Source organism: Streptococcus pseudopneumoniae (genome assembly GCF_001072315.1).
Lineage (GTDB): Bacteria > Bacillota > Bacilli > Lactobacillales > Streptococcaceae > Streptococcus > Streptococcus pseudopneumoniae_R.
Genome location: NZ_JVLI01000175.1, coordinates 1 through 391 on the forward strand (window position 1 = coordinate 1; position 391 = coordinate 391).

The 391-nt window shown below is 49.9% G+C and carries 3 tRNA genes; all 3 read left to right on the forward strand.

Going from position 1 to position 391, the window contains the following annotated elements:
* The first annotated feature begins 72 nt into the window (after positions 1–72).
* The 3 genes from ADH54_RS09720 to ADH54_RS09730 all read left to right on the forward strand — a co-directional run bounded on the left by ADH54_RS09720 (position 73) and on the right by ADH54_RS09730 (position 315).
* Positions 73–153 (forward strand) — tRNA-Tyr (locus tag ADH54_RS09720).
* 4 nt (positions 154–157) lie between these two features.
* A tRNA-Trp gene (locus tag ADH54_RS09725) sits at positions 158–228 on the forward strand.
* 14 nt (positions 229–242) lie between these two features.
* A tRNA-His gene (locus ADH54_RS09730) sits at positions 243–315 on the forward strand.
* Positions 316–391 lie beyond the last annotated feature (76 nt).

Below are 391 nucleotides of genomic sequence, written 5' to 3' on the forward strand. Positions count from 1 at the left end.
AGTTGGTAGAGCAATGGATTGAAGCTCCATGTGTCGGCGGTTCGATTCCGTCTCGCGCCATTTATATATTTTGGAAGGGTAGCGAAGAGGCTAAACGCGGCGGACTGTAAATCCGCTCCTTCGGGTTCGGGGGTTCGAATCCCTCCCCTTCCATTTTACGGGCATAGTTTAAAGGTAGAACTAAGGTCTCCAAAACCTTCAGTGTGGGTTCAATTCCTACTGCCCGTGTTAATAGAATTGTGGCGGGTGTGGTGAAGTGGTTAACACACCAGATTGTGGCTCTGGCATGCGTGGGTTCGATCCCCATCACTCGCCTATTTTATATTATTGGGGTATAGCCAAGCGGTAAGGCAAGGGACTTTGACTCCCTCATGCGTTGGTTCGAATCCAG